This is a genomic window from Nitrosococcus halophilus Nc 4 (assembly GCF_000024725.1).
Classification (GTDB): Bacteria; Pseudomonadota; Gammaproteobacteria; order Nitrosococcales; family Nitrosococcaceae; genus Nitrosococcus; species Nitrosococcus halophilus.
In genome coordinates this window covers 3,300,702-3,326,915 of sequence record NC_013960.1, presented here as the reverse complement: position 1 = coordinate 3,326,915, position 26,214 = coordinate 3,300,702, and the positions used below count along the sequence as shown (strand labels likewise).

At 54.0% G+C, this 26,214-nt stretch carries 18 protein-coding genes; all 18 read left to right on the top strand.

The window, feature by feature from the left end; genetic code table 11:
- Positions 1 to 25 precede the first annotated feature (25 nt).
- The 18 genes from NHAL_RS15720 to NHAL_RS15635 all read left to right on the top strand — a co-directional run bounded on the left by NHAL_RS15720 (position 26) and on the right by NHAL_RS15635 (position 26,202).
- Positions 26 to 1,993 (top strand): XrtA/PEP-CTERM system amidotransferase, encoded by a 1,968-nt coding sequence (locus tag NHAL_RS15720; protein WP_013034133.1) that lies wholly within the window; start codon positions 26 to 28, stop codon positions 1,991 to 1,993.
- Positions 1,994 to 2,130: 137 nt separating this feature from the next.
- Entirely contained in the window at positions 2,131 to 4,698 is a 2,568-nt protein-coding gene (locus NHAL_RS15715) for an HzsA-related protein (RefSeq protein ID WP_013034132.1), read from the top strand.
- Positions 4,695 to 5,945 (top strand): TIGR04063 family PEP-CTERM/XrtA system glycosyltransferase, encoded by a 1,251-nt coding sequence (locus NHAL_RS15710; protein ID WP_013034131.1) that lies wholly within the window; start codon positions 4,695 to 4,697, stop codon positions 5,943 to 5,945. Before NHAL_RS15715 ends, NHAL_RS15710 begins: the two co-directional genes overlap by 4 nt.
- Positions 5,908 to 7,158, top strand: a complete 1,251-nt coding sequence (locus NHAL_RS15705) for a glycosyltransferase (RefSeq protein ID WP_013034130.1) — start codon at positions 5,908 to 5,910, stop codon at positions 7,156 to 7,158. Before NHAL_RS15710 ends, NHAL_RS15705 begins: the two co-directional genes overlap by 38 nt.
- Complete coding sequence (locus tag NHAL_RS15700) at positions 7,155 to 8,513, top strand: phenylacetate--CoA ligase family protein (protein ID WP_013034129.1); 1,359 nt, start codon at positions 7,155 to 7,157, stop codon at positions 8,511 to 8,513. Before NHAL_RS15705 ends, NHAL_RS15700 begins: the two co-directional genes overlap by 4 nt.
- A gap of 325 nt (positions 8,514 to 8,838) precedes the next feature.
- Positions 8,839 to 10,077: a Kelch repeat-containing protein gene (locus NHAL_RS15695; RefSeq protein WP_013034128.1), complete on the top strand. Its 1,239-nt coding sequence runs from the start codon at positions 8,839 to 8,841 to the stop codon at positions 10,075 to 10,077.
- Positions 10,078 to 10,098: 21 nt separating this feature from the next.
- Complete coding sequence (locus NHAL_RS15690; protein WP_013034127.1) at positions 10,099 to 12,429, top strand: alginate lyase family protein; 2,331 nt, start codon at positions 10,099 to 10,101, stop codon at positions 12,427 to 12,429.
- 292 nt (positions 12,430 to 12,721) lie between these two features.
- A complete protein-coding gene (locus NHAL_RS15685; protein ID WP_041355070.1) occupies positions 12,722 to 14,818 on the top strand; it encodes a methyltransferase domain-containing protein in 2,097 nt (698 codons plus the stop codon).
- Positions 14,819 to 14,934: 116 nt separating this feature from the next.
- Positions 14,935 to 15,900 (top strand): polysaccharide deacetylase family protein, encoded by a 966-nt coding sequence (locus tag NHAL_RS15680; RefSeq protein ID WP_041355854.1) that lies wholly within the window; start codon positions 14,935 to 14,937, stop codon positions 15,898 to 15,900.
- A 42-nt stretch (positions 15,901 to 15,942) separates the two neighbouring features.
- Positions 15,943 to 16,632, top strand: a complete 690-nt coding sequence (locus tag NHAL_RS15675; RefSeq protein WP_013034124.1) for a TylF/MycF/NovP-related O-methyltransferase — start codon at positions 15,943 to 15,945, stop codon at positions 16,630 to 16,632.
- A gap of 125 nt (positions 16,633 to 16,757) precedes the next feature.
- Entirely contained in the window at positions 16,758 to 18,608 is a 1,851-nt protein-coding gene (locus NHAL_RS15670) for an HAD-IIIC family phosphatase (protein ID WP_013034123.1), read from the top strand.
- 191 nt (positions 18,609 to 18,799) lie between these two features.
- Positions 18,800 to 19,456: a tetratricopeptide repeat protein gene (locus NHAL_RS15665; RefSeq protein WP_013034122.1), complete on the top strand. Its 657-nt coding sequence runs from the start codon at positions 18,800 to 18,802 to the stop codon at positions 19,454 to 19,456.
- 211 nt (positions 19,457 to 19,667) lie between these two features.
- Entirely contained in the window at positions 19,668 to 21,488 is a 1,821-nt protein-coding gene (locus NHAL_RS15660) for an asparagine synthetase B family protein (RefSeq protein ID WP_013034121.1), read from the top strand.
- Positions 21,489 to 21,527: 39 nt separating this feature from the next.
- Complete coding sequence (locus NHAL_RS22040) at positions 21,528 to 22,487, top strand: polysaccharide deacetylase family protein (protein ID WP_013034120.1); 960 nt, start codon at positions 21,528 to 21,530, stop codon at positions 22,485 to 22,487.
- Entirely contained in the window at positions 22,484 to 23,437 is a 954-nt protein-coding gene (locus NHAL_RS15650) for a GNAT family N-acetyltransferase (protein WP_013034119.1), read from the top strand. Before NHAL_RS22040 ends, NHAL_RS15650 begins: the two co-directional genes overlap by 4 nt.
- 31 nt (positions 23,438 to 23,468) lie before the next feature.
- Positions 23,469 to 25,043 (top strand): FAD-dependent oxidoreductase, encoded by a 1,575-nt coding sequence (locus NHAL_RS15645; RefSeq protein WP_013034118.1) that lies wholly within the window; start codon positions 23,469 to 23,471, stop codon positions 25,041 to 25,043.
- Positions 25,040 to 25,441, top strand: coding sequence for a hypothetical protein (locus NHAL_RS15640; RefSeq protein ID WP_013034117.1), 402 nt, complete (start codon positions 25,040 to 25,042; stop codon positions 25,439 to 25,441). Before NHAL_RS15645 ends, NHAL_RS15640 begins: the two co-directional genes overlap by 4 nt.
- Positions 25,442 to 25,509: 68 nt before the next feature.
- Positions 25,510 to 26,202 carry a GNAT family N-acetyltransferase gene (locus tag NHAL_RS15635; protein ID WP_013034116.1) on the top strand — a complete coding sequence of 231 codons (693 nt, stop codon included), beginning with the start codon at positions 25,510 to 25,512 and terminating at the stop codon, positions 26,200 to 26,202.
- Positions 26,203 to 26,214: the final 12 nt, after the last annotated feature.

The following is a 26,214-nucleotide window of genomic DNA, read 5'->3' as shown; positions in this document are numbered from 1 at the left end:
CTTTTATTGAGAATGGGATTTCTTTATGTGCGGTATAGCAGGTATCTTCGATCTCTACGATCGCCGCCCCATCGACCGGGATATTCTCTCCCGCATGAACGATATCCAGCGCCATCGTGGTCCGGATGATGGCGGCGTCCACATCGAGCCGGGTATCGGTCTTGCGCATCGCCGCCTTTCTATCATTGATTTATCAGCGGGCCATCAACCGCTCAGCAACGAAGATGGCACAGTGTGGGTGAGCTATAACGGTGAGATTTATAACTTCAAGGAACTGATGAATGAGCTTAGTCGCCGCGGCCATGTTTTCCGCACGCGGTGCGATACGGAAGTCATTGTCCATGCTTGGGAGGAATGGGGGGAGAAGTGCGTTCACCATTTTCGGGGTATGTTTGCTTTCGCGGTGTGGGACCGCAATCGGGCAACGCTTTTTCTGGCTCGCGATAGGCTGGGCATCAAACCGCTGTATTATGCATTGCTGCCTGATGGACACCTCATTTTTGGCTCTGAACTCAAGGCTCTATTCGCCCACCCCCATTTACCACGCCAATTGGATCCCCTGGCGGTAGAAGATTACTTTGCTTTTGGCTATGTCCCTGATCCCCGCACTATTCTCCGCTGTGCTGAGAAGCTCGCACCGGGGCACACCTTGACGTTGTGCCGTGGTGTCTCGACCCCGGAACCGCGACAATACTGGGATGTCGCTTTGGAGCCCCGAACGCTAGATTCGGAGTTGGCCGCAGCAGAGACCCTTATGGAAAAACTCCGTGAAGCGGTTGATATTAGGTTGGTTGCGGATGTTCCGCTTGGAGCTTTCCTCTCCGGCGGCGTAGATTCCAGCGCTGTGGTGGCGACAATGGCCCAGCTGTCCAATGATCCGGTACGCACCTGCTCCATTGGTTTTTCCGATCCGGCATTTGACGAGGCCCGTTATGCCGAGCAGGTCGCCCGCCGCTATGGCACCGATCATTACTCTGTCCAAGTCGATCAGGATGATTTCGGTCTCGTTGATCGGCTGGCTGATGTCTATGATGAACCCTACGCCGATTCATCCGCAATGCCTACCTATCGGGTGTGTGAGCTGGCGCGTCAGCGGGTAAAGGTTGCTCTATCCGGCGATGGTGGCGATGAGCTTTTCGCTGGCTATCGACGTTACCGTTGGCACTTACATGAGCAGCGGGTCCGGGGACTTCTCCCTTCGAGTTTACGGCAGCCTCTATTTGGGACGCTCGGGCGCCTCTACCCTAAGCTTGATTGGGCTCCTCGCATCTTCCGTGCGAAGACAACCTTTCAGGCATTAGCCCGCGACGCCTTGGAAGGCTACTTCCACAGTGTAGCGGTGATTCCGAATGAATTACGCCATAGCCTTTTCAGTGAAGTGATGCACCGGGAACTTCAGGGCTATGAAGCCCTGGAGGTATTGCGAAGCCATGCCCGACATGGACCTGAGCACCCCTTACTGCAGGTGCAGTATTTAGACATGAAAACCTATTTACCCGGAGATATTCTCACTAAAGTAGATCGCGCCAGCATGGCACATGGTCTTGAAGTGCGGGTGCCGTTACTTGATCATCCCTTCGTCGAATGGGCGGGTGGTTTGCCCCCCAACTTCAAGTACCAAGCCGGCGAAGGTAAATACCTATTTAAACAGGGCCTGCGCCCCTACCTCTCGGAAGAGATTTTGTATCGCTCGAAAATGGGTTTTGCGGTGCCACTCGCCGCTTGGTTCCGTGGGCCACTGCGTGAACGTGTGCGCGCTGTAGTGACTGGGCAAACACTGGCGGAAACCGGGCTTTTCGAGACGCGCACCTTACGGCGGCTTGTCGACCAGCACTTGTCGGGGGTCCGGGACTACAGTGCGCCTATCTGGTCCCTGCTGATGTTCGACGCATTTTTGCGACGGGCTATTGAAGGGGAACCTTCTGCTGGAACTTCTTCACTGATTGACGATGCCTTGGATGGGGAGGCACGGTCCGTGGCAAAGCTTTCGTAAGCTCTTTCGGAGAGGGTTAGGGGGATAGGTACTTGACAACGAGCACCTTCTAGGGGTGTCATCTAGGCCGATTGGGAGGGTATAGAAGACGTTTAAGAACGTTTACTTATAAAAACATTTAAGAAAATTGGGGTGATATGTTGAGGTTTAATTGTCGGGTTATAGTCTGCGCTTTGCTCGGGACACTGCTACCAGGAAGTAGCCTGGTTGCCGTCAGCGCAGAGATGAGTGGCCAAGAGGTTCCCCCCTTCAAAATTGCCGCCGGCAGCAGTTCTCTTCAAGGCAGCGGCGAGTGGCTTCCAGGGGCTTACCAGCAACTTTTCGGGTCCAAGGGGAGTGGAACTTTTCGCAGGTTGCCAGAAAGCGAAGATACCAATGATACCGAAGATCGGTATCAAAAATGGGAAGGGCAGATCGATACCAGTAAGGAGCAGACCGATACGAGTCAGGAAGAGAGTCCCCAACCCGATGGTGATTGGAGCATGGCAGATGGGATTGTTTACAGCCGTATTCCCCGTACCACCACCAACATTGAAATCAATGGGGAAATTCTTGGGAATCTTGGCATCTACGATAGGCTACCCGATGTGACCCTCAGGCTTTGGGGTTTTTCAGGTCCGGGTCAACTGGTGTACCAGAGAGCCGATGGTGTGTCGGAAATCCTCTACGATTGCCTCTCTCCCGAACCCCGTCCGTGCGTTCCCATGGATGCCGCTGTCAGCCCGGATGGCACTCGGGTGGCCTTTAGCGTTTACCGCGCTGCCCGATTGGATAACCGGCGGCCTCGGGGTTTTCCGGTAGAAATCCCAAATAAAGCCCTGGCCCGGGAAGGGGCGGAGGCGCAAATTTTTACGGTGGATCTTGCCACGGGCAAGTTGACCGCTTGGCCGCATACCTCTGGAACCTGGGATACGGGGCCCGTGTGGCTTCCCGATGGTCGCCTCATGTTCACTTCGACCCGGGCAAAGGATTGGCTGAGTGTGCTTGGCTCGGCAGGACATCATCCGGCGCTTCAGCTTTGGATCGCGGAGGCGGATGGGAGTGGGGCGGTTCGAGTCGGTCCCCATGAGCGGGACAGCGCCATGCACCCCTGGCTTCACAGCAAAACGGGCCGGGTTATGTACAGTTCCTGGCAGGTGGTGAATATGCTGCCTTATCGCGGCTTAGGTGGGCTGCAGGTTTTATTTGGCACCAAGGACAACTTTTGGTGGGTAATGTCTGTTGACCAGCGAGGAGGTAGTCTAGAGGCGGAATTGGGTGCCCATACAAAGCAAGCGTCCATCGATTCCGGTCAGCATACCCTCAAGGCGCTCCATTTTCTTGGTGAGCGGGCAAACGGTGATATGTGTACCACCAACTATTATCGAGGTAACAACTTGGGCGGTGGTGATATCCTTTGCTGGCCCGTGGAGCCGGGGAATGTGGAGGGCGAGGGACCTGCAACCGCCCCCTCCCAGAGAGCGACCTTCGAGCCCCGGGGCCTATATTTAGCTGTCGCTGGCGGGAGTAACGACAAGCCGGCGGACGAAGCCGGACGGGTACGGGACCCTGAAGGACTGCCGGACGGCAATTTGTTGTTCACCTGGCTGCAGGGATACTGTTTTGTCACCAACTTTAGCCATTTCCGAGATGATGTGCAAAAGCGGGAGTTAGGTTGCGACGCAGGCATCTATCGCACCACTCGAATCCCGGCAAGTCCCTCTACGGGTTCGTCGGTTGTGGTGGACAGTCCTGACTGGCAAGAATTCATGCCCCGACTGGTCCGTTCCCGTCAGGTGGCAACTCCGTCCTTTAAGACGGTGGCTTCTGGACAGTGTCTGCTCGGTGGCGCCTCCATGGAGGCGGAGGTGAGAAACCATGGTGGTGAAGGAGCATTCCCGGACCGGACTCCCTGCGCCTTACAGGGTTGTTCCACCCACGGGATAGATCTGTCCGAAATCGTGAAAATCCGGTTCTGGCAAGTGCTTCCTTTCAAACGTAGGATGCGGGAGTCGGATTTTCACGGTTCCCAAGGTATCCGGACCCAAATTTTAGGTGATGTGCCGCTAGCGGAAGACGGTTCTTTTCTCGTTTCTCTTCCCTGCGATACCCCCTACGTAATGGCGGGAGTGGACAGTGAAGGCCGTGCCATTGCGCGGGACCAAGTGGTGCAATCGCTACGACCAGGAGAACTCCATACCTGCGGTGGGTGTCATCTCCATAGCACTTCTCAGGCGCCAAAGTTCGAAGAAAGTCGCGCTGCCCAGCTCCAGCCGGTGGTTTTAGCGCAGCCATCCGTGCCCGAATGGGAATGGAGCCGGGATGTATTCCCCATACTCCAGAAAAATTGCGCCACCTGCCATAGCGGGGAGCAGGCACCCGACGGCTTGACCCTGGATCGCCCAGGTACAGGGGAGGGCAGCACTTACTGGCAGCTTGCCGAGAATATCGATACGCACCTGTTACCTGAGCCACCGCCGGTGGATATCCACGGCGCCTCGCCGCCGGGCCGAATGGACCGGCCCTGGCTCAGCAAGTACATCCACATGCTCTTCGCTCGGGAGAGCTTGCTTTATTGGAAGGCCGCCGGTCAACGGTTGGATGGCCGCGCTGATATTGATCGTTCCAATGATATCAATTTCGGCCCCGATCATCCCTGGACCCTTAATGAGTCCGATTTGAAGATTTTAGCCGAGTGGATTGAAAGCGGGGTGTACGCGGAGTGAAAATCCTTCACGTCCTCGATCACTCGCTACCGCTTCAGAGCGGCTACACTTTCCGTACTTGGGCGATTTTCAAGCAGCAGCAAGCCCTCGGCTGGGAAACGATCCAGGTGACCAGTGCAAAACACGGCAAAGCGCCTGCGGAGGAAGAGACCCTAGAGGGCTTTCGCTTCTATCGGACCTTGCCTGGGGGGGAACTTGCGGGACGGCTTTCGGTGCTAAACCAACTGGCGGTGATTCGTAGTCTTGAGCGCCGGCTTGCAGAGGTAATTCAGCATGAGCGGCCAGAGCTTTTGCACGCCCATTCCCCCGCTCTGAATGGTGTGGCCGCGCTGCGCGCCGGCCGGCGCGCCGGTTTGCCCGTGGTTTATGAGTGCCGGGCCTTTTGGGAGGATGCCGCCGTGGATCACGGCACCAGTTCTCAGTGGGGGCTGCGTTACCGCCTCAGTCGTGGACTAGAGACATACGTCTTCCGTCGGGCCGATGCCATCACGGTATTGTGTGAGGGGTTGCGCCGGGACATTCTTGCTCGCGGCATTCCGCCTGGCAAGGTCACCGTAATTCCGAATGGCGTCGATGTTGATCGTTTCTCGGCGGGAACTGCGCATCCCGAGCCAGCGTTTGCCCATTCCTTGGGATTGGGGGAGGGGCCGGTGTTGGGCTTTATTGGCTCCTTCTATGCCTATGAGGGGCTGAGCCTCTTACTCCGAGGGATGCCGGCGCTGCTGCGTGCCGAGCCCGAAGTCCGTTTGCTCTTGGTGGGCGGGGGGCCGGAGGAAGAACGGTTGCAAGCATTAGCCCAGGAACTGGGGATCAACCGTCAGGTGTTGTTTACGGGCCGAGTTTCCCATGGAGAAGTGGAACGTTATTATGATTTGGTGGACGTATTCGTCTATCCCCGATTACCGATGCGGCTCACGGAGCTGGTAACCCCCCTTAAGCCTCTGGAAGCTATGGCGCGGGGGCGGATAGTGGCGGCCTCCAACGTGGGTGGCCATCGCGAACTTATCCGGGAAGGGGAGACGGGTTTTCTGTTCTCGCCAGAAAGCCCGGAAACCTTGGCCGAGGCCCTTCTCAACATCATCCGACATCGCCGTGACTGGTCGGAGATGCGCATGGCCGCCCGCCAATTTGTCGAACGGGAGCGAACATGGGCCCGGAGCGTAAGTGGCTACCGCCAAGTCTATGATACTGTCACCCGGGGGCGTCAGGATGACCGAAAGAACTCGGCCCCAGTTACTCGTTATTAGTACCCTCTTTCCCCATCCGGGACAGCCGGGTGTCGGACTCTTTATCCGGGAGCGGATGTTTCGGGTCGGAAAACATTTGCCCTTGGTGGTGGTAGCGCCTACTCCTTGGTTTCCCGGTCAGAGTCTGTTGCGTCGCCTACGGCCTCATTTTCGTCCGTGGGCACCGCGGCGAGAAGTCCAGAATGGGATCGAAATTTATCGGCCCCGATTTCTGTCGGTTCCTGGTTTTTTTAAAGGACTCGACGGGTGGTTCCTGGCACTTGCCCTAGCCCCTACGTTACGGCGGTTACGCCATCGCTTCGATCTCATCGATGCCCATTTTGCTTATCCCGAGGGGTATGCGGCCACCCTTCTAGGAAAGTGGTTTCGGGTGCCGGTGAGCATCACCCTTCGTGGCACCGAGGTGCCCATTTCTCGGTTTCCTCTTCGCCGCCGCCTGATGCTCTCGGGGCTTGCAAGCGCGGCGCGCGTATTTTCCGTTGCGGCTTCTTTGGAACGCCATGTGGTGGGTCTGGGAGCCGACCCCCAAAAAATCCGGGTTGTAGGCAATGGAGTCGACACGGAAAAATTCCATCCTGTTCCAAGAGCGGAGGCCCGGCGCCGCTTTGAATTATCTCCTGAGGGGCCGGTTCTCATCTCTGTGGGCGGGCTTGTGGAGCGCAAGGGATTCCACCGAGTCATCGCGCTATTGCCGGCGCTGAGAGAGGAATTTCCAGGGTTGCGCTATCTTATTGCGGGCGGGCCTGGACCGGAGGGGGACATGAGTGAGCAGCTTCGGCGCCAGGTCCTGGCGCTCGGGTTGGGGGAAGCCGTGCATTTCCTCGGCGCCTTGTCTTCCGAGCAGCTCAAGTGGCCCCTTTCTGCTGCGGATGCCTTCGTATTGGCGACACGCAACGAAGGTTGGGCGAATGTGTTTCTAGAAGCGATGGCTTGCGGGCTTCCGGTGGTTACCACCGAGGTGGGGGGAAACCGCGAAGTCGTTTCCGACACCCGCTTGGGCACCGTGGTCCCCTTTGGTGATTCCAAAGCCCTGGAGTCCGCATTGCGTGATGCGCTTACCCGTTCTTGGGATCGGGCGGCGATACGGAGACATGCCTGTGAGAACCACTGGGATCGCCGGGTTGAAGTGTTGGTCCAGGAATTTAGGGCGCTTTCCGATCAGAAGAAGACGGGAAAAAGCGTAAGTCCCGTGTCCGAGGAGTTTCGTTCATGACGACTTTTGCCACCCGTTTTATTTCTAGAGCCATTTTCCCGCTTCACGAACGCCTTAAAGGGCATGGGACGACTCGCATTCTGCGCCAACTTGAAACCACCCAGTGGTGGCCGGCGGAACGCCTGGCGGAGTTCCAAGCAGCGCGCCTGCGAAGCCTAATTGAGTCCGCTTCATTGCAAGTGCCTTACTACCGCCAGTTATTTGCAGAAGCGGGGTGTGGGCCCCAGGACATCCATTCTCCCGAGGACCTGTCGAAGTTACCGTTTCTTACGAAGGATCGGATACGGGCAAACCTTGAGTCTCTTAAGGCGAACGGCGCAAAGCGCCTCATCCGTTTTAATACCGGTGGTTCCACGGGCGAACCCCTGATTTTTTATCTAGGTAAGGAGCGAGTAAGTCACGATGTGGCTGCCAAGTGGCGGGCGACCCGCTGGTGGGGAGTAGATATAGGCGATCCCGAAGTAGTGGTGTGGGGATCACCGGTAGAGCTTGGGGCTCAGAACCGTCTGCGGGCGTGGCGGGATCGGCTTTTGCGGACGCGTTTATTGTCGGCATTTGAAATGTCTGAGGACAACTTGAACTACTTTGTCGCCGAGATCCGGCGCTTGCGACCGAAGATGCTGTTTGGCTATCCGAGTGCGCTTGCGCACATTGCCCGCCATGCCCAGAAGCGGGGCGTACCGATGAACGATCTTGGGATACAGGTTGCCTTTGTTACTGCAGAGCGCCTCTACGATGACCAGCGCCGCTGTATCGAGGCCGAATTTGGGTGTCAAGTCGCCAATGGTTATGGCGGGCGCGACGCGGGGTTCGTTGCCCATCAGTGCCCGGCGGGCAGTATGCATGTTACGGCCGAGGATATGGTGGTGGAATTAATCGACCGGGAAGGAAAACCTGTAGGTGCAGGGGAGCCCGGTGAGGTGGTGGTGACTCACCTTGCCACCCGCGAGTTCCCCTTTATCCGCTATCGTACCGGTGATGTGGCGGTTTTTGATAATCAGCCGTGCGGTTGTGGCCGGTCTCTGCCGGTGCTTAAGGAAGTTCAAGGGCGGACTACGGACTTTGTCGTCGCCTCGGATGGTACGGTGATGCATGGGCTCGCGCTGATTTATGTCTTGCGCGATCTCCCAGGAATCGAATCGTTCAAGATTATCCAAGAGAATAAGACCGAAGTGCGGGTATTGGTGGTGCCTGTCAGCGGATATAATCGTGCCATTGAAGAGGCAATTCGACGAGGTTTTCGAGCGCGCCTTGGTGAAGGGGTCTGCGTGAACGTTGAAGAGGTTACAGAGATACTGCCTGAGCGCTCAGGAAAATTTCGTTATGTAGTCAGTCATATGGCCCTGGATTCGTGATTTCGCGATTGGCTCTGGAAATCGTGTTTATTACGACCTTTAAAAGGCCAATAATGGCGCGAAATATTGAATATAAAGGGATTGTCTAGCACTTCCCAGGGTTTCGGGGCTGTAGATCATCGCTATCCTAGGCGCCCCGCTCGTGCTCATTGTAAAACTGTTTAATTGGTTGTGTTGGGCTATACTGCTATTAGCTATATCCGTTACCTGTGGAGGTGTCCGTTTTTGCTCTGCAGGTATTTTGCACCAGGAAAACAGCAAATTTTTGCCAGTGATCGTCTATTGTACTAGAAACTCTTGCCTATTAATTATGAAGAGAATAATTATGAAGCGAAGGTATACCTATTGCCAGAGCCAGGAAGGAAGTGTGTACCCTTTTTTTGCTTGTATTATCTGGGTGTTCATCAGTTTTGCCGTACAGGCAGGAACTTGGATAGAGATTCCCGGGACTCATATGCGGGAGGTCTGTCCAAGTGAATCTGTCAGTCCCTCGACGAGAGATTGCGCCGCAGTTATCGAGAGTTGGTCGGGGGGAGCCTTTGATTCGGCCGGGAACCGGATGTTTCTCATGGGGGGAGGGCATAATGGTTATTATGGTAACGAGGTTTATGAGTTCGACCTTGACACCGAGGAGTGGGCCCGCTTGACGGACTCAACCACACCCGCAGCCGATGCCGATACCGTTTGCTACAGCACTTGGGATGGAGGACTTACACCGACTGCCCGGCATACTTATAACCATTTGGCTTGGGTTAATCATCTCAATGAACTTTTCTTATTTGGGGGGGTGACGTCGTGCCGGAATGGGGGGAACCTTCAGGATAGCTGGACTTTTGATCCCAATAGTGGGCGCTGGGATCGGAGAAAACGGACGAGCCCGGTTGGAGATAACTTTGTACAGGTTATTTATGAGCCGGCAAGTCAAAAGATCTATGCTAAGAAAAACTCGGGGGCTGAGAAGGCCCTCTATAGCTTCGATTTTTCCATGAACATGTGGATAAAAGAGGTCTCAGGGATCGATTTAGATATGCTCTATAGGACCGGCACCTTAGACACTAGGCGCCACCAGATCTGGTTTGTGGGGGATGGTGCCGTTAATACGCTCCTTCTTCACCCTCCTTTTACCTTGGAGAGTATCGCTACTATGGGTGGCGATGCCATTATCAATGCTGGTTCTCCCGGCGTAGCTTATGATCCCCTACGGGACAAGATTGTGGCATGGTGTGGCGCGTCTTCTCTGTGTGGCAGTACTCAGGCAAACGAAGTTTATATCCTCGATCCTGTCACTCTTACCTGGACAGTAGATATGCCTGCTGGCGACGGGCCGAGCCGCAATAATGGCTCCGCAGGGACTTTCGGCCGCTGGCGTTACTCTCCGAAAAGCGATGTCTTCATTGCTATCAACAGCGTTGATCGCAATGTCTGGCTTTATCGGCCTGATCCCTTGCCGCTTTCCGATGAGGAGCAAGAACTCGAAGATCCTCGTCCCAGTAAATCCAGGAATTTTCGTGATCGGTTTCTCCGGTCAGGAGAAATGATATTTCCTTTCAATAGTTCCCGTTGACGATTTGATGATATCGGTGGGATGAAATCCCTGTCGGCGCGTTTGCGCGGCTGGTTTGGAAGGGGGAGTGCTGCTTCTTATTGCCCAGACTTTAGCAGCTCTACGTCCATTGAGCGGCGGATAGGGTGGGGCCGGGAAATTGATCTTTCTGCCCCTGGTTCTCAAGAGGATTTCCCGCCCTGGACCCGAGTTCTATTCTTCGCCTACCCGACTTCACTTAGGACGACCGCGGAGCACGTAGCAGCTAATTGGCCCCAGTGGCGGTTGCGGCTCCTTGAGCGCGTGCATTCGGACTGTAGGGTCGGGCTTGTGACCTATGGACGACGGGAGGAGTGTCTTGGAGAGAGCTTTCCTTGGGACTCCCTTGCTCAAGGGCCGGGGGAAGATGTACTGTATGCCGTGCGGCCCCATCGCTTTGCCTTTGCGCCGCGCTTGGCTTTAGCCATTCTTTATGGTGCGCCGCTGGAGCATACGTTGGTTGCCACTCTTGAGGGCTGGATGCAGGTAGCCAGCGCTGGAGACTCGAAACTTCCTTACCTTAGCAATCTCGTGGTTATCCAGCGATTCATTGCCCTTTCCTGGGCGTGGGCCTTCCTTACTGCGAAGCGAGGCGATGAAGCCCACGGTTCTGCGGCGGAGCATACCATGCTAAGGATTCTAGAGGCTGATGCCCGTTTTCTGGCGACGCGCCTTGGTAAGTCTTACCCCAATAACCACCTTCTCCTGGATGCCTTCGCGGGCTGGTATATAGGGCTGTTATTTCCAGAGTTTGTCCAAGAAGCAGGATGGCTAGAGCGCTATGAGGCGTTATGGTTATGCGAGCTGGCCCGGCAGACTTATGAAGATGGGACAGGCTTTGAGCATTCAACCCACTACCAAGAATATGCCTGTGAAATGACCGCCGCCTATGTGATTTTGAGCCGGCGGAATGGTCGGCCAGTACCCGGTTGGGTGGTAAACCGATTGGAGCGGATGCTGGCATTCCAGATAGATCTGAGCGAATCGAAGGCGGTGCCCCTGGCGATTGGTAATGGGACGGAGGATCCTCTTTTTCCCTTGGATATAGGGGAAGGATGGGGATGTGCGGCCCTTCGAGAGCTGTATCGAGCACTTTTTGACCCTAGTCTTTCTCCATCCCCTCAGGAGGATCCTGCGGTTGAGCGTGCATTTTGGCTTCTGGGTGGCAAGCTTGCCCCTTTGCCAACAGACCCTAAGAGAGCTCAATGCTTTAAGCCTTACCCCACTGGTGGATTTTTCATTTTTTCCGAGCCTGATGCCGGCGCCCGGCTCATTTTTCGTACGGGGCCGGCACCGGACAAACCTCTTATGGGGGGGCATATGCATGCGGATCTGCTGGGTATCTACGTCAATGTGGCAGGAAATCCCATGGTGATGGATGCGGGGACTTATACCTATCGGACGCGGCCAAATTGCTGGCCGTCTGAGTCTCCTCCCTGGCGTGCCTATTTCGCCGGACCTGAGGCCCACAACGGTTGCGCTATTAGGGGCGTAGATCCGCTGGGTCTTCTTGAACGGGATTTTCGAGATCAAGAGGTAGCGGCACGGGTGGCCACCACGCGCCGGGTCGCGGGTGTTGTAGGGGCATGGGTTGAAGGCCGGATTGAAAGCCAAAATGCTTATGGAGGTTATTGCCGAGGGGTTATTCACGTGCCCGGTGAATACTGGCTCATTTATGACCACCTGCCAGAGGAGGTTTCTGTGGAAGCGGCGAGTTTCGGATTGCAATTGGTGCCGGGAGCAAGGGTCGAGATGGAGGCGGCTCGCAGGCTTCGGGTGACTGCCGATGGAGAGGCACTGGGGATCACCTTCAGCGAAGGTTTACAGGTATCCCGAATTCTCGACGGCAGTTTGGCTCCTCTGGGCGGGTGGGTGTCACGCTGCTACGGCGAGTTAGAAGCTGCGCCCCAGGTCAGGACCGAGGGGGACCGCAGATTGACGGCCTTCCTCTTGGAGGGGGGTAAGGGTGGGATGGAGAATTGCTCGCTCCAGGTTGTTCAGTGCCAAAAGGGGGGACTGGCTTTCCGGATTATCTGTGGCGAACAGGTGGACTACTTATTGTTGGGACCAAAGGAGGCGCTGCCTGGGGTCGATATTTGGGGCATTCACTTCGAGGGGGCCTGGCTGTGGCTCCGAACCATCGCAGGAGTACCGGTAATGTTACGTTGGCTTGAGGGGCAGGTGGTGAAGTGTGAGGCAATGGGCTTATTCCTGGAGGCAGCGGAGAAAACCCAAGCGCTTGAGCTTCGGCACTCAAATGGGGGGCTGGAGAATCCCTTTGGTTCCTTGGATGGATTCTCCATATCCTGGCCGAGCAGTGGGTTGTCCGGGTAGGCCGCTTCTAAAGGACTCTTGGACGATCCTAAGTTGCCGATACTCTTTTGGTATGAGGAAGTCTCAAGCCGAATGACGCGCAACATAATTGACGACCTAGACAAGGCATTTAGAAAATTTTTTGCCAATGTCAAAATCGGTAAAAAGCCAGGGTTCCCGCGATTCAAGAAATCGGTGTTGAGGGTGTGAATAACCCTAGGCTCTCATAGATTATCCTAGGGTTTTATGAGCGGATGGCACCAAAGAGGATAGACTGGGAGAGTAGAATGCTGCTAATTATTCGGGGGTTGGAGTGAATTCGGCAAATGCCTTGACCATAAGCCGCCGGAATCGCGTGCCGCAAAACGATCTTGCGTGTCCCCGTTGCGCAGGTGCCATTGTGGCGGACGATACGGCGCTTGAGTGCGACGCTTGCGGGGCGACCTATCCCATTCGTGATGGCATCGTGGATTTTCGTTGCCACCGCCGGGACTATTATTTTAATCCCATTCCTCGGGAGGCCATGGATGAACTCACCCGCGAGGCACGCCATTTGCCGTGGGCGGATACGGTACGGCGTTTCCTCAGGGGGGTGGGCCAAAATCCTGATTGGCTTGACAACTTGATCGCTGACGGGCGTTACGCTTGGAAACTGTTATTGCGGCTGCCGCCAAATGCTCGAGTACTTGACTTGGGTTGCGGGTTGGGAAACCTGACCAAGAACATTGCCCCGAGCGCAGGCCGTGTCTATGCTTTGGATTTGACTTTCGAGCGACTTAAATTCGCCCGGGTACGCTTCGAGCATTTTAATCCGGATGATGATATCCGGCTGCTGGCGGGTGGCGATGGCCCCTTTTTGCCATTTCCGGATGGCAGCTTTGATTGCGTGGCCCTTTCGGGTGTATTGGAGTGGGTGGCCGACGACCAGGGCGTCTGGGATCGGGGCGGATCCCGACTGGGAAAGGCAATGGGGGCGTTTTTAAGCTTTTTTGGCGCGGCCAATCCCCGTAAAACGCAGCTTCGCTTCCTGAGCGAAATCCGTCGAGTATTGAAACCGAGCGGGCAGCTTTTCATCGCCATTGAAAACCGTTTGAGCTATCGTTATTTCGGTGGGCGGCGGGATCACCACTCAGGCCTATGGTTTGCCTCGTTGCTGCCACGTTTTCTGGCCAATCTTTACTCCATTGCGGTGGCTCGCCGCCCTTACCGGACTTATACCTATTCTATCAGTGGCTACCGTCGGCTTCTTAGTGCCGTAGGCTTCTCAAATCATGAAATTTACGGGCTTACCCCTGGATATACCCACCTGGCTGAATTGATTCCTCTCCAGATCGATAAGAGGCTCTGGCAGCCTCCTAAGCTCCAGGGCCATCAACAGTTCCGACGTCATTCACATTTTGTCCCCGCTTATGGAATTATTGCCTCTCCGCAAGGCTCTACCGGTTTGTCATTGGCGGAGCAAGTAGCGGCCGCGATTGAGTCCCAACTCGACCTTGAGGAGAAATCCGTCTCCTTTACCCATTTTTACACGACAGGCAAGGGCAAGGGGGTCATCAGCGGCTGTGCCGGGCATCGGCCCATGGTTGTGAAGCTGCCTTTTAATGCTTCTGCCGCAGCGGGTGCCGAGCGTAATCACCGGTTTCTCAAACAGGCAGAGCAGATGGGGACACTCCGGGAGTTAACGCCGCAGGCGCTGGCGGCAGGTGAAGTCCAGGGAGTGTCCTATTATGCCGAGACCAGGGTGGAAGGTTGTCCGTTGAGGACTGCGTTGGGGAGGAGCAGCCATTCGGATTGTCTCCAAGCGGTGTCGAGTTTTCTGCAAGCACTAAACTCCGGCCTTCAGGCGCGAGTACCGGAGGCCCTTTCGGGCGAGTTCTACCAGCGCCAAGTGCTCATACCTCTGGAGCAGTTAGCCCGTGTCTCAGACATTTCGGTGTTTATGGAAGAGGCACAGGCCTATTTTCGGGAGCGGTTATATGGCCTGAAAGTGCGCCGTGGGCTCGTTCATGGGGATTTCAGTACACGCAACATCTTTATGCGTGATGCCCGGATAACGGGGGTGATCGATTGGGATAATGCCGATCTTTTAGGGATACCGGTGTTGGATGCCCTTAACTATCTGGAGAGTACCTATCGCTATCTAAATCCGGGGATCAGCCTTGCGCAGACAATACCGCTGCTCTCCCATTGGGACCACCTCACTGAGAAAGAGCAACAATTTCTTGAGGGAAGTTATTATTGTTGTGGTCTCGATCCCAGTCACCATGCCGCTTTTGTCTCCCTTTATTGGCTTCGACATGTGGCGCAGCAGCTTGACGAAGGACTTGTGTATGATGCGCCAGCGCTCGGAGAACGGGTAAGGGGGGTGCTTAAGGGATTATTGCAGTCTCATTCCCAGTCAGGGTCGTAGGGGGTGTGTTGGGACTGTAGGTTCGGCGGTAGGCAACGGTATAGGGGCGGTGAAGAGCTTTGGAGCAGAAAGGAGCAGGAGAAACCCTGCAGGGTTTTGAGAAAGCGGCATTGAGTATGTTAGAGCCCCTGGCCTCATTGTTTTGGCCGGGTGGTCGGCGGGCGCGTCTTTCAGTGCTGATTTATCATCGCGTGCTACCATCATCGGATCCCCTCATGCCGGGTGAGCCTGATGCCGCACAGTTTCGTTGGCAGATGGAGCTCCTAGCACGTTATTTTAACCCCCTCCCTCTGGCAGAAGCAGCAAGGCGTTTGTGGGAGGGAACACTACCTCCACGGGCAGTCAGCGTTACTTTTGATGACGGCTACGCAGATAACGTGGAGGTGGCATTACCCATTTTGCAACAGGTAGGGGTGCCGGCGACATTTTTTATCGCTACCGGCTATCTGGACGGCGGGTGGATGTGGAACGATAAGGTCATTGAGGCGCTGCGCCGCATGCCCGATGGGGAGTTGGATCTAACCGAGGAGGGGTTGGAAGTCTGCTCTTTATCAAACACCGCGGATCGCTTGACAGCGGTTGAGCAAATCCTTGCAAGACTGAAGTACCTTTCCTGGGAGGAGCGGGAGGCGCAGGCTCAAGTGTTAGCCCAACGTTGCCGGGTGCCACTTTCCAATAGTTTGATGATGACCTCAAGCCAGGTGCGTGAGCTTCACCAGGCAGGGATGGAGATTGGAGCCCACACCCGCAACCATCCTATCCTGGCATCGTTGGCACGGGTATCGGCAGAACAAGAAATAGCCGCCAGCAAGGCATGGCTGGAAGACTTGCTGGGCGAATCGGTGCGTTTATTTGCCTATCCTAACGGTAAGCCTGGAAAAGACTATCTTCAGGAGCATGTAGATATTGTCCGGGGGTTGGGGTTTGAGGCGGCGGTTTCTACTGCTTGGGGGGTTGCCTCGTCTCGAAGCGATCCGTGGCAATTACCCCGTTTTACGCCTTGGGATCGCACCCCGAGCCGATTTATGATGCGTCTCTTGTGGAATTACCGCAGCGTCGGTGTACCGTTGCGGGAAGACTGATAGTATCAAAGTAATGTGAGTGGTTATTCCAGGAGAGGGATATTGAGAGAACTTTTAAGACGGTTGCTCTCCTCATGGCCGGTATTGCGCGTGTTGGAAGTTGTTGATCGGCGCACAGAAAACCGTATGACTGAGTTCGGGATGATTGCCCAGGCATTTGAATTCAAAAAAATCAACAAAGTTGAAGGAGACTACTTTGAGTTTGGGTTATGGCGGGGCAAGACATTCCTTTACGCTCATACAATGAAAAGGCGGTACGGATTGAAGGATACTTTCCTTCGCGGCTTTGATTCGTTTAAAGGGTTGCCCCCCCACCGGAATACCGCTGATAACATTTGGCATGAAGGGCAATTCGCCTTTTCTGAAGCGGAATTGCGCAAAACACTTAAGTCCAAGGGCGTGCGGGAAGGAGAGTTCGAGCTGGTGAAAGGATTTTACAATCAAAGCTTGAATGAGGAGTTGGATAGGCGTTTGCAAGGGGTTAAGGCAGCAATCGTTTATATTGACTGTGACTTATATGAGTCAACATGCACTGTACTGCAGTGGGTTAAGAAATATTTGGTGAATGGTTCGATTGTCTGTTTCGATGATTATTACAATAATAGAGGCGCCACCGACCAAGGGGAAGCGCGGGCATTGCAGGAATTTATCGAGGCTAACCCAGATATTCGCTTTATCTCCTATTTCGATTATTCTCCCTTGGGAAAATCCTTTATTGTTCGGCTCGATTAAGGAATTGGCAGTTAGGTGCATAAGATGCTGGGAATCATAAGAGGAGCTTCAGTGCCATCGCTAAAACATCGGAAAACGTTTACCTGTAAAGCGGTTAGGTAAAATCTTGGGTATTGGAGACGAGGATGTTTGAGTTCGACAAGTATGAAGCCCATCGGCACTCAAAACCGCCTGCTAGGCCTGAGACAGCGCATATGTCAGCGACTGGGATTCAGAAAATTTCTTTTCTGATGTGGGGGGAGCATTGCATTGAATGCGCTGCTCCAGCCTGCTTTTCCAGCTGTGATCTCTATGAGGCCCGTCCTGATAAACGCTGCCGTCGCTTTGAATATGGGCTTTACCGCAACCGTAATTTCCCGTCTTTGCATGGCTTTGGCGCAGAGGTGGTTTTTAAAAGGTGGGGTAAGATTGAAACCCGAGGTAACGTGCGGATGATGCCCGTTTGGCAGGTACGGATCCTTGAGCAGGCCACCACCGCGTTTTCGCTGATCACAAATACAGTAGGCCGGCTACTGGGCAAGATGACAGGTAACATTCGCTGGAATTATGCCACCTATGCATTAATGGAGCGTTTTGTGCAGCAACTTCGAAAAGGACAGATGAAGGTGCAGCCGGATGGTTTCCTGGTGGAGATTTACAATCCTACCCCCGAACCCTTGTCGCTCCAGCTTGTGATGTCGATTGATCGAAGCAGGGTGCCGATGGGGGTTCCTTTAGAGCAATTGCCGCATCCCTTTGTCGACAAGCTGACAATTGATTCTGGATTTTTCCACAAGCTTATTCCGGCCACTGCTTTTAAGAGCATTATTGAGAGTGGGCTTGCTTTTAATATTGCTTTGCTCCCGGAGGCGGATAAAGGTGCACGGCTGGTCTTTCTTTCTTTGGATTTCGTAACCTTATCGTCTAAGTCTAGGGCAGGGGTGGGGGAGGTCAAAGAGAACCCTAAGGCTATTAAGCCGAATGCGAAATGCATGATTTTCGATCTCGATAATACTTTGTGGGATGGTGTGCTCTTGGAGAGGGAGGAAGTTGTTCTACGTCCGGGAATGAAAGATCTAATTGAGATGTTGGATAAGCGGGGTATTTTATTGTCTATTGCCAGTAAAAATGCCCATGATCACGCTTGGTCAAAGCTTCAGGAATTAGGTTTGACAGAGTTCTTTCTCTATCCCAAAATCAACTGGCTTCCCAAATCGCAAAACATAGCCCAAATTGCCAAAGATTTAAATATTGGCCTGGATGCTTGTGTTTTTATTGATGACAGCGAATTTGAGTTAAAAGAAGTAGGCCAAGCACTGCCCCAGGTGGCATGCCACCATGTGAGTCAAGTGACTGAACTTGTCAAGGAGCCTCGGTTTCAGGGTAGCTCCAGTGGGGAGGCAGGGAGGCGCCGGAAACTTTACCAAGAAAATATCATGCGTCATCAGGCTGCAGAAGGGTTTAGTGGTGATTACATTGATTTTTTGCGCTCCTGTGGAATTTCACTCGATATTCAACCCTATGCATCAGAGAGCTTTGAGCGTATCACCGAACTCGTTCAGCGCACGAATCAACTCAATTTTTCTGGCCGCAAATACGACCGGAATCAAATTCAGCTCATCCTCGGTGATGCTGAACGCGACAAATGGGTGCTTAAATGCCAGGATAAATTTGGTTCCTATGGTACGGTAGGTTTTTGTATCGTACGGCAAGACGCTGAAACTATCGAGATTGAAGATTTTATGCTGTCTTGTCGGGTCCAGGGGAAGTTTATTGAGCAAGCACTTTTTGACTTCTTGGCCAAGCAGTATTCTAAGGGTGATGTGCAGCGTTTGTGGGTTAATTTTTGCCAAACAGACCGCAACGCTCCAGCTAAACAGGTTCTTGATGAACTAAAGTTCAAGCCGGATGAGAAGGGGGGATTAGGACGAGAGGTTAAGGGGGATTCTTTTGCTTGCAATTTTATTGAAGTGAGGGGGTCGGTATTACCGCATTGAGAAAGCGAGCCGAGAATCCATAGTGGATTAAGGCGGTTTGGTGCTTGTTGGGATAGCGAGCAAAATATCCGCGAAAGTCAAAAGAATCTTCTGAGGGAGTGGTTGCTAGGCTAAGGTTAAATAAGCGTTTGCTGAGGCTACCAGAAGAGCGGGATAATAATTTGGAGTCTGATGGTGAGGCGGAGGTTGGTATGCGATGCTGGCTGGAGTACGGTTTTTTTTCCCTGGTATTAGCTGCAATGGTTCCCATGGCGGTACAGGCTCAGGATCGATGTGGTAGCTTGTTACCCGAGACGGCGCGGCACCAGGATCGCCAGGACGATTACCTGGATCCCCATCCTGCCGCGCGGCGTCATTTGAAACTTGTGGCCGATCATCATTTTCGTCCTCAGATTCGCCGGTTTGATGGACATCCCATGTACATCATGGAGAACTTGGACTACACGCTTCTGCATTTTCCCAATTACCATGAGGCGCTGTATGCGGTGTCCCAGTTCGAGCGCCGGAACGGGGGGAGGTTGCCCCAGAAGGCAGGATGGCGGTGGCGCCGGTCGGCAGAGTGCTATTTTGTTCGCGCTATCCGTTTTCGCCCTGAAGATGGCGTTGTGAGAATGTTGTATGGCATCCACCTCCATAAGGGCGGTAAGCTGGAGCAGGCTCTAGAGCAATATAAGACCGGATTGGAGTTAATCCCTCGTTCTTCGGAGCTGAATTATAATTTGGGGTTGCTCTATTATGATCTTAAAAAATATGAACTCGCTAAAAAATACGCTACCACCGCCTATGAGCTGGGGTATCCCTTGCCAGGTCTGAAAAAGCTATTGGAAAAAGTGGGGCATTGGCCTTAGCAGGCCGGTAGGGATAAGCATCAACTATAAGAATATCGTATTTTTTGCATCAAGATCTTTTCCAGCATTTCTTTAATTTTGTTGAATTTATCGTTTTTCAGAGCAAGGGCGCGCTAGGCCATATTATTGGCCTATGAGTTTTGCCCTATTCTGCTGATAAGCTCTTCGGGACGAAAGTAAGCTGATTAAAATAATGGGATAGTGTTTAAATATGATGGGCCTTTGTGGGTTATCCAATTTCCCTAAAGAGCTAAGTGATGAGAAGTTGCTCCGCGAGATGAGCAAGGGCTTTCGGCATTCGGGGAAATTATGCACAGCCTTGATTGAGCGGGCTGCCTGTGCGGCGTCCGAACAAAGGTTAGCCCTGCTTCCCGAAGGGCTAGTGGTTGCAATCACGGGGCAGCCTTGGTGGTCGGATTCCGAGCTTGAACGCATTGCCCGGGAGCAAGGAGAAGGTGATGCGCTTGGTGAAGCCTATCGGCGCCACGGTACGGGGCTTTTGCAATACCTTCATGGTGCCTTTGCCATGGCCGTACTGGAGGGCCGTTCGGGCCGAGTATTTGCGGCGGTGGACCGCGTCGGGCAGGAACCCCTCTACTATGCGGCGGCTGGTGGTGGATTTGTTTTGGGCTCAAGCGCCGATTGCGTACGGGCTCATCCGGGCATTGATTGCTCGCTCTCGTCCCAGGCCATTTACAATTATGTCTACGCCCATATGGTTCCGAGTCCCGGCACTATTTACTCAAGTCTGCACAAGCTGCCGGGGGGCCATTATGTAGAATATGACGGCAATCAAATCCACATGGGAAGCTATTGGGAACCCCCTTTTGATGAAACCAATAGTGCCAATCTCGATGTATTAGGCGAACAGATGCGCACCCTTATTCTGGAATCGGTTGAACGCCTTAGCAAGGGGCGGATAGCCGGCGCCTTTTTGAGTGGTGGCCTGGATAGCTCGACCCTGGCAGGCATGCTTGCCAGATTGCAGCCGGGCAACGCCAATACCTACTCCATTGGCTTTACGGCGACCGGGTATGACGAGATGGGTTATGCTCGCACCGTATCCCGACATTTCGGCACCAAGCAACATGAATACTATGTCACACCTGAAGATGTCTGTGCCATAGTGCCCGAGATTGCCCGGGTTTATGACGAGCCTTTTGGCAATTCCTCGGCGGTGGGCGTTTACTACTGTGCCAAGCTTGCCGCTAATGATGGTGTGGAGCGTCTGCTTGCAGGGGATGGGGGCGATGAAATCTTTGCGGGCAACGCCCGCTACGCCAAACAGCAGGTTTTCGAGTATTACGGTGTAATGCCCCTCCTTCTGCGGAGGGGATTATTGGAGCCTCTTTTGTTCCGTCTGCCAGAGACCGTCGGTGTCGTCCGGAAAGCGCAAAGCTATGTGCGCCAGGCGATGACGCCACTGCCGGATCGCTTGGAGGCTTACAACTTCCTTCAGCGGGAAGGTGCCCAAGAAATGTTTCAGGCAGATTTTTTAGCCGCCTTAGCGCCGGAAGAGCCCTTGCTCCTGCAACGGGAGCGATATACGAGGCCCCAAAATGCTTCGGCGCTCAATCGGATGATGTATCTTGATTGGCAGCAGACCCTTGCGGACAATGATCTGCGCAAGGTTGGACGAATGTGTGCGCTTGCAGGGGTGGATGTTGTGTATCCGCTGCTCGATGATCCACTTCTTGAATTTTCCTGCCGGGTACCGTCGGCGCTCAAACTCAAGGGGCGGCGTCTTCGCCACTTCTATAAGGAAGCCATGCGCGATTTCCTTCCCCAGGAGACCATCATGAAACATAAGCATGGTTTTGGATTACCATTTGGCGTGTGGATGGCGGAACACGCCCCGCTCCGGGAGCTTGCCTATGAAAGTCTGCTCTGCCTCAAAAAGCGACCCTATTTCCGCCCCGGGTTTCTTGAGCGGGCTATCGATCTTCACCGAACCGGGCATGCTGCCTATTATGGGGAATTAGTATGGATACTGATGATGCTGGAGCTTTGGCTCCAAGCCCATGGACATTGAGTTATCCCGTAATCTTAGAAGAGTTGAGCGTTCTAGGAAATGCCGTTGAACGTTTTTTTCACCGTCGATGTTGAAATTTGGCCAGAGGGGTGGGATCGGCTGGATGAGCGTTTCCCCGGAGCTTTCCGCCGCTATATCTATGGTCCGACGGGGCGGGGCGATTATGGTCTCCCCATGACCCTTCAAATCCTCAACGATCATGGACTTCGAGGTGCATTTTTTATCGAGGCGTTATTTGCGCTCCGGTTTGGTATACAACCGCTCACGGAGATTGTCGGGCTTATTCAGGGAGCAGGTCATGAGGTACACCTTCACCTTCATCCCGAGTGGGTCGATAAGCTCGAGCAGCCATTGTTTCCGAAGCGTCGGGGTCATTTGATGCGTAGTTTCTCCCTGGACGAGCAGAGCAGGTTAATCCAGTGGGGACTCAGTCATTTGCGTGCGGCGGGCGCACCTCAGGTCAAGGCTTTTCGTGCCGGCGGCTACGGTTTCAATGCCGAGACGCTACAGGCGCTTGCCGCTAACGGTGTTGCCATGGATACGAGTTACAATCCTTGCGTGCGGGGAGAGACCAGCGGGATCGAAAAGGGGGGTAAATTGTGGCAAGCGGTCCAGGTTGAGGGGGTATATGAGTATCCCGTAAGCGCCTTTGAAGATTGGCCGGGGCATTTCCGTCCCGCGCAACTTGCGGCGGCATCCTACGGCGAGCTGACAAAGGCGCTGGTTGCCGCGGAGCAGTCTGGGTGGGAGTCATTCGTCATGGTTTCCCATGGCTTTGAGCTTTTGGATCGGACCCGCACGAGGCCTGATCCGATAGTGGTGCAAAGGTTCCGCCGCTTATGCCGATTTTTGGAACGGCATCGCGACTTGTATCCGACTCAAGGCTTTTTAGAACTCGCGCCGAGAATATTTCCAGGTGAACCCCAACCAATCCAGTCGAATGTTGCCTATACGGTTTTCCGTGTCCTAGAACAGGCATCACGAAGAGTTTTGGCATGATAGCTTCTTCCCCGCGGGTCTTGCAGGTCCCCCTCAAGTTCGAAGTCAGTGCAAGGGTTTTATGGGCCCCGGCTTTGCGGCTTGAGGTCAGTGAGGGGGGGGTTGGAAGAGTTGGTGGCCCGGTTGATTCTCCGGCGCCGCCTCGGGAGAGTTTGCCGCCCGAGATCGACGGTTATCTAATGCGATCGTTACCCGTCAATAGTCGGCAACCACAATTACGTTTTGTGGACGGTTGGCTTCGTTACATTCCGGCACAATATCCGCGCTATTATGTGGATCTTGGACAGAAATTTGAGGAATATTGCGCCAAATTTTCATCAAAATCCCGCTCTACTATTCGCCGGAAAGTGCGAAAATTCGCTAAGATGTCGGGTGGGGAAGTGCAATGGCGCGTGTATACAACACCCCATGAGCTTACCGAGTTCTACGCCCTGGCGCGTCAGGTCTCTGAGAAAACCTATCAAGAGCGGCTTTTGGGGCAGGGCTTGCCGGATACAGAGATATTCAGAGCAGGGATGCTAACGCTTGCGGAGCAGGATCAGGCTCGGGGTTTTATTTTATTTTGTGGCGAACAGCCGATCTCGTATCTCTATTGTCCAGTGCGGGAAGGTACAGTGCTCTACCAGTATCTAGGCTATGATCCAGCGTTTTCTGCTTATTCCCCTGGTACCGTCCTCCACTGGTTTGTCTTTCAGCACCTCTTCGGCGAGGGCCAACATCGGCTTTTTGACTTTAGCGAGGGATACGGTGAACATAAAAAATTCTTCGCCACTGGCAGCCAGCTTTGCGCCAATGTGTTCTTCTTGCGCCGGACACCAGGAATGGTGGCGCTCATTCTCGTTCACATGGGCTTTGACAGGATAACGGCCCGAGGAGCCGCATTGCTGGACAAGGTCGGGCTTGGGCGTCGGGTTCGGGCTCTCTTCCGCTTCGGTGGAGGGGCGGCGTAGGACATAAATTAGAATAGGGAATTGTAAATATATGCTCATCGATGCCCGTAGCGTTCCGAGGGATCATCTGGTAGAGACGGATATCTGTATCGTCGGTGCAGGAGCGGCTGGCATTACTCTAGCCCGGGAGTTACGTTCCCAGCCCTTTCGCGTGTGTCTGCTGGAGAGTGGCGGGTTGGAATTTGATGCCCAAACTCAAGCCTTGTATGAGGGGGAAAATATCGGTCAAAGCTACTATCCCCTGGCTTCCACCCGTTTGAGGTACTTCGGAGGCAGTACCAACCATTGGGTCGGGGCCTGCCGGCCGTTGGATCCAATGGATTTTGAGAAACGGAGTTGGGTTCCCTATAGCGGTTGGCCCTTTGGACGGGAGGAACTGGATTCCTATTACCAACGCGCCCATCGCATTTGCCAGCTTGGTCCCTATACCTACGAACCGGGGGACTGGCTAGTTCCGGGCGCACCCCCACCGACTTTTAAGGGACCTCGGGCCGTTAGCACGCTTTTTCAATTCAGTCCCCCCACCCGCTTTGGTCAGGTATATCGAGAGGAGATCGAGGGGGCCCCCAATATAGCGACATACCTGCATGCCAATGTGGTGGAGTTTGAGACCTTGGATCCTCTAAATCGGGTTGCTCGGGCTCGCGTTGCTTGTTTGGATGGGAAGCGTTTTCAAGTAGCAGCCAAGCAGTTTGTGCTGGCTGTCGGAGGTATTGAGAATGCACGCATTTTGCTGCTTTCAAATCGGACGCGGAAAGCCGGGTTGGGGAATGAGTATGATCTCGTAGGCCGTTTTTTTATGGAGCACCCCCACCTTTACTCTGGAATGTTGATGCCAGTGCGCGATGGGGTGGTCACTGATTTCTATGAAACACAGAAACTGCACGGAGTGCGAGCACGGGGAGCTGTGACTATTTCGGAGAAGGTGGCTCGGCAGGAGAATTTGGTCAATTTTTCGGCCTTTCTCAGACCCTACTCTATCCCAGGTCTGGATGCATTTGAACATATCGTCGAGTCCCTTGGACGGGGGGAAATGCCTGAGCATTTCCTATGGAATCTAAAGCGGGTGATGGTAAATTTTGACGAGATTGCTGGCTACGCCTATCGTCGGTTGAGGGGCCAGGAAAATGCTGTCCCTCAGGTCTTGGTGCTCCATAATCGCTCTGAGCAGGTTCCCAACCCAGATAGCCGAGTGAGGCTTTCCAATGAACGTGATGCCCTTGGCCAGAACCGGGTTGCGCTCGATTGGAAACTGAGTGCCATCGACAAGCATAGCTTGCAACGTTCCCATGAACTGGTGGCCCTTGATTTTGGCGCGGCTGGTTTAGGGCGCATGCGAGTGGAGCTTGATGGAGAAGTGGCTTCATGGCCTGCTGAACTGGGGGGCGGTAACCATCATATGGGAACCACGCGCATGCACCGGAACCCCAAGCTGGGGGTGGTCGATCCAGATTGTCGTGTGCATGGCATTGCTAATCTATACGTGGCGGGTAGCTCGGTGTTCCCGACTAGCGGTTGTTCAAACCCAACACTGACCATTGTGGCGTTGGCCGTGCGACTTGCTGACCATCTCAAGGGCCTAATGAGACGGGGAGAAGTCGGATGATCAAAAGGCGAAGCTTTCTTGTTGCCGCGCTTGCCCTCATGGGCACATGGCGTCTGTCTATATTTGGAATCACTAGGGAAGTAGACACCACCGAGGGTCTGCCGATAGCCCTCCAAAGCTTTTTTGATGACATGGATAGTGCGGCTTTTATCGGTAAGAAGTATCTCCAGACTGTTCCTGAGGAACAAAGTATTGCCATTTTGGTGGAGCGTATTCTCGCTGCAATGCCGGAGGCACAAGAGACTTCCACTTCATTGGCAGCAGTATTGCGCGATAAGCCGGAGGTGGTGAAACATTGCCATCAGCAGGACTTTGTTGAGGAGCGGATCATCCAGGTGGATGGCTGGCTGCTTTCTGCTACCGAGGCGCGTCTATGCGCACTTTGCGCCCTAACCTAGAAGGGGGTTGCTCTGTTAAGGATTTTTCCTAACTTGAAGAAAACTGAGAGAGTCACCAGGTCGTTGGTATGAGGAAGCTAATAGCACTGGGGGCTGAGATAGGGTGGTGGAACGCATTACTTTACGGCATCCACCTAGTTCTATCCCGCTATTTTCGTGGGGCTGACCTTTTCAAGTACTACTTGGTAGCGCAGCCGGTAGGTAAAAAACCAAATCTTCCACCCCATCGTGGTCGCTCAATTCAGGTACGTTTGGTGCCGGAAGAGGATGGGGTTGTTAAAGCGTTTCCAAGGCCCCAAGCAGCGATCCGGGATCGCTACCAGCAGGGTGCAGTATGTCTTGGCGCTTTTAATGATGATACCTTGGTGGGGTACTTATGGCTTATTTTAGATTCTTACGATGAGGATGAAGTTCGTTGTCGGTTTGTCTTAGAACCCTTGGGGGAGGTGGCCTGGGATTTTGATGTCTACGTACGGCCTGATTATCGCTCCAGCCTTGTTTTTGCTCGACTTTGGGATGAGGCGAACGGGTATCTTCGAGAGCGTGGTATCCGTTGGACCTTGAGTCGGGTTTCAGCATTCAACCGAATGTCACGGGAGTCCCATCGTAGACTTGGTGCGGTAGACGTGGGTAGCGCCCTGTTTCTGGTGATGGGGGGGCGGCAACTCATGTTTTCGACCTGTCGACCGTATCTCCATATATCAAGTGGGTCAGCGAGCATCCCTGTGGTGCGTGTTACCCCCCTTACCGTTTCATATTGAGTAAAAAGTCAG

Coding starts and splice junctions, on each gene's coding strand:
- NHAL_RS15720 (WP_013034133.1), top strand. CDS start 26: ATGTGCGGTATAGCAGGTATCTTCGATCTCTACGATCGCCGCCCCATC.
- NHAL_RS15715 (WP_013034132.1), top strand. CDS start 2,131: ATGTTGAGGTTTAATTGTCGGGTTATAGTCTGCGCTTTGCTCGGGACA.
- NHAL_RS15705 (WP_013034130.1), top strand. CDS start 5,908: ATGACCGAAAGAACTCGGCCCCAGTTACTCGTTATTAGTACCCTCTTT.
- NHAL_RS15700 (WP_013034129.1), top strand. CDS start 7,155: ATGACGACTTTTGCCACCCGTTTTATTTCTAGAGCCATTTTCCCGCTT.
- NHAL_RS15695 (WP_013034128.1), top strand. CDS start 8,839: ATGAAGCGAAGGTATACCTATTGCCAGAGCCAGGAAGGAAGTGTGTAC.
- NHAL_RS15690 (WP_013034127.1), top strand. CDS start 10,099: ATGAAATCCCTGTCGGCGCGTTTGCGCGGCTGGTTTGGAAGGGGGAGT.
- NHAL_RS15680 (WP_041355854.1), top strand. CDS start 14,935: ATGTTAGAGCCCCTGGCCTCATTGTTTTGGCCGGGTGGTCGGCGGGCG.
- NHAL_RS15670 (WP_013034123.1), top strand. CDS start 16,758: ATGTTTGAGTTCGACAAGTATGAAGCCCATCGGCACTCAAAACCGCCT.
- NHAL_RS15665 (WP_013034122.1), top strand. CDS start 18,800: ATGCGATGCTGGCTGGAGTACGGTTTTTTTTCCCTGGTATTAGCTGCA.
- NHAL_RS15660 (WP_013034121.1), top strand. CDS start 19,668: ATGATGGGCCTTTGTGGGTTATCCAATTTCCCTAAAGAGCTAAGTGAT.
- NHAL_RS22040 (WP_013034120.1), top strand. CDS start 21,528: ATGCCGTTGAACGTTTTTTTCACCGTCGATGTTGAAATTTGGCCAGAG.
- NHAL_RS15650 (WP_013034119.1), top strand. CDS start 22,484: ATGATAGCTTCTTCCCCGCGGGTCTTGCAGGTCCCCCTCAAGTTCGAA.
- NHAL_RS15645 (WP_013034118.1), top strand. CDS start 23,469: ATGCTCATCGATGCCCGTAGCGTTCCGAGGGATCATCTGGTAGAGACG.
- NHAL_RS15640 (WP_013034117.1), top strand. CDS start 25,040: ATGATCAAAAGGCGAAGCTTTCTTGTTGCCGCGCTTGCCCTCATGGGC.
- NHAL_RS15635 (WP_013034116.1), top strand. CDS start 25,510: ATGAGGAAGCTAATAGCACTGGGGGCTGAGATAGGGTGGTGGAACGCA.